Origin of the sequence: Streptomyces sp. CAI-85, from assembly GCF_013363615.1 — a bacterium.
GTDB lineage: Bacteria > Actinomycetota > Actinomycetes > Streptomycetales > Streptomycetaceae > Streptomyces > Streptomyces antibioticus_B.
In genome coordinates, this window is record NZ_JAANNX010000208.1 from 1 (window position 1) to 986 (window position 986).

Below are 986 nucleotides of genomic sequence, written 5' to 3' on the forward strand. Positions count from 1 at the left end.
CGGCACACAGAAACCGGAGAAGTAGTGCCTACGATCCAGCAGCTGGTCCGTAAGGGCCGGCAGGACAAGGTCGAGAAGAACAAGACGCCCGCACTCGAGGGTTCCCCTCAGCGTCGTGGCGTCTGCACGCGTGTGTTCACGACCACCCCGAAGAAGCCGAACTCGGCCCTGCGTAAGGTCGCGCGTGTGCGTCTGACCAGCGGCATCGAGGTCACCGCTTACATTCCGGGTGAGGGACACAACCTGCAGGAGCACTCCATCGTGCTCGTGCGCGGCGGCCGTGTGAAGGACCTGCCGGGTGTTCGCTACAAGATCATCCGCGGCTCCCTCGACACCCAGGGTGTCAAGAACCGCAAGCAGGCCCGCAGCCGCTACGGCGCCAAGAAGGAGAAGTAAGAAATGCCTCGTAAGGGCCCTGCCCCGAAGCGCCCGGTCATCATCGACCCGGTCTACGGTTCTCCTCTTGTCACCTCGCTCATCAACAAGGTGCTGCTGAACGGCAAGCGCTCCACCGCCGAGCGCATCGTCTACGGCGCCATGGAGGGCCTGCGCGAGAAGACCGGCAACGACCCGGTCATCACGCTGAAGCGCGCTCTCGAGAACATCAAGCCGACCATCGAGGTCAAGTCCCGCCGTGTCGGTGGCGCGACCTACCAGGTCCCGGTCGAGGTCAAGCCCGGCCGCGCCAGCACGCTCGCGCTGCGCTGGCTCGTCGGTTACTCCCGCGCCCGTCGCGAGAAGACCATGACCGAGCGCCTGCTCAACGAGCTTCTCGACGCCTCCAACGGCCTGGGTGCCGCTGTGAAGAAGCGCGAGGACACGCACAAGATGGCCGAGTCCAACAAGGCCTTCGCGCACTACCGCTGGTAGTCGCTACCCACATCGAGACCGAGAGAAGACTGAAGCCTTATGGCTACCACTTCACTTGACCTGGCCAAGGTCCGCAACATCGGGATCATGGCCCACATCGACGCGGGCAAGACGAC

Annotated in this window: 2 protein-coding genes; both read left to right on the forward strand. The window is 64.1% G+C overall.

Annotated features, from left to right (window positions below):
* The first annotated feature begins 24 nt into the window (after window positions 1-24).
* The gene (gene rpsL / locus G6W55_RS37810) at window positions 25-396 is read left to right on the forward strand and encodes a 30S ribosomal protein S12 (RefSeq protein ID WP_003948652.1); all 372 of its coding nucleotides are present in this window, start codon (window positions 25-27) and stop codon (window positions 394-396) included.
* A 3-nt stretch (window positions 397-399) separates the two neighbouring features.
* Window positions 400-870, forward strand: coding sequence for a 30S ribosomal protein S7 (rpsG, locus tag G6W55_RS37815; protein WP_030788318.1), 471 nt, complete (start codon window positions 400-402; stop codon window positions 868-870).
* Window positions 871-986: the final 116 nt, after the last annotated feature.